The sequence below is a fragment of the Gordonibacter sp. genome (assembly GCF_036667095.1).
Classification (GTDB): Bacteria; Actinomycetota; Coriobacteriia; order Coriobacteriales; family Eggerthellaceae; genus Gordonibacter.
In genome coordinates, this window is record NZ_JAVWUP010000208.1 from 1 (window position 1) to 2,067 (window position 2,067).

Below are 2,067 nucleotides of genomic sequence, written 5' to 3' on the forward strand. Positions count from 1 at the left end.
CGGTCGTGGCCTGGAAGCGGCTTTTCGTTATGTGAACGTTATTATAGCCACGGGAGCACCGCCCACGCGAGCAATCCCAGGGAATATGGAAAAAAATATGCAGGGGCCGAGAATTGGGTTGAGAATTAGCGTACAAGAGAAGCGCTTGTCGTGCGATCCGCTACGGGAGAACGTTATCTACCGCTACCCTCGTCCACCGGAAGAGCCCGCGTCTCATACCAGCACGACATCGGTGATCAAATGCGTTTTATATCGGTCGATCTCTTCTTTCTTCATGTTGGGAATATCGCCCAAGGAATATTCAATTCCCAGATTCGCGTATTTGGACTCCCCGTACGAGTGATAGGGAAGCATTTCGTACGCCACGTCTGCACTTCCCTTCGCCTCGGAAATGAAATCGACGATAGCCTGCAACTCCTCGATAGAGTCATTGCATCTGGGCACGACCGGCGTGCGCGCAATGATGTGCTTTTCGGGAAACGCCCGACACAGACGCACGAAGTTCTCCTTGATCGGCGAGCAACCCACGCCGGTGAACGCGCAATGCGTTTTCTCGTCAACCGACTTCAGATCATATTGGATGGTATCGACGCGAGAAAGCACCTGTTCAACCACGCTCCACGAAGCATACCCGGTAGTTTCAATGGCCGTACTCAAGCCCCAACGATGCGCCTCATCAAGCAGCGCGCTCGCGAATTCGGGCTGCAACAAAGGCTCGCCGCCCGAAAGTGTGATGCCCCCGCCACTACGCCTGTAGAACGCATCGTCGCCAGCAACCTTCCCCATAACCGCGTCGACGGTCATGTCCGTGCCTGCGACTTCGATCGCCTTTGCCGGGCACACATCAACGCACGCGCGGCATCCGCGTTCGCACAACGCATGGTTTAACAGCGCGCGGCCGTCTTGCCCGGCAGAAACCGCATCCCCCGGACACGCCCGGACACAGCGACTGCACACATCAACACCGATGCACGAATCGATCCGATACACCACCTGCGGCCAAGGCTTTATTCCCTCGGGGTTTGAGCACCACCGGCACGCGAGCGGACACCCTTTGAAGAACACGATGCTGCGTACCCCAGGTCCATCATGCACGCTGTAGCGCTGGATGTTGAACACCCGACCCAGGACGCTTGCCGTTTCGCCGTTCATAGGAACCCCTTTCGAATCGTCGCCCGAAAAGCACGCTTTCCGGGCGACGTCGCTTGATTGCAGAATGCGGCTGCCGCTGCGCGGTCGCTCAAGGACTACAGCAGCCCGACGAAGTACCACCAAGGAAGCGCGACACACATCGTGAGGACGAGGCTGATCAACGACTTCGCCAGGTAAATCTTTATGTAGTCCTTCTGTTCCATCAGCCCGTAGGAGAAGCCGAACTTGTAGGCCGCAAACTGATAGGGAAGTATCTGGAAGTTGCCTAGGATAATGATCGCGAACCAAACCGGCAGCGGGTTGATGCCCAGGCTCACGGCAACGGGCGTCAGCGTTGCAGAGAAGATGACCATAACCGCCAGAGGAGGCAGCAGGAACTTCGCAGCGAAGCCGGCGAGAAGGACAATGAGGAAGAACACGGGGACGCTCACGTTGGATAGCAACGGGGTAAGCGCGGATCCGATGAGGTCGTTGAATCCTACGGACAGACCGACGTTGCCAATGCTGATGCACGCAGCAACGAAGAACACGATACCCCAGTTTGCTTTCCTGATATCCTCGGCATTGCCGAAGCCGATAGCCGGGAAGTAGATGAAACAGCCCATAAGGAAGAATACCCAAGCCATGCTGACATGGTGCAAGCTGGTGGTAAGCACGAGCACCAACAGCACAGCAGTGCAAATCGCAGCACGCTTCTGGTCGGCGGTCATGGCACCGAGCTCTTTGGCCTTATCAATAAAGTAGGACTGCGCCGGCACCTTGCCCTCGGGCTTCAGGATACGGTACGCAACGAAGAACACCAGAGGAATCATCAGCACGAACGGCAGCATGTAGTACAGATACGATCCGTAGCCCAAGGCAACCGTGGGGGCCGCCTGCTGGCAGGTTTGCACCAAGGCGATGTAAGGATTGTAG

Annotated in this window: 2 protein-coding genes; both read right to left on the bottom strand. The window is 56.7% G+C overall.

What is annotated here, in order from left to right; all coding sequences use genetic code 11:
- Positions 1 to 213: 213 nt before the first annotated feature.
- Positions 214 to 1,152, bottom strand: a complete 939-nt coding sequence (locus tag RR842_RS12515) for a glycyl-radical enzyme activating protein (RefSeq protein ID WP_332521498.1) — start codon at positions 1,150 to 1,152, stop codon at positions 214 to 216.
- Between the two features lie 95 nt (positions 1,153 to 1,247).
- A partial coding sequence (locus RR842_RS12520; protein WP_332729954.1) for an anion permease occupies positions 1,248 to 2,067 on the bottom strand: 820 nt, incomplete at its 5' end.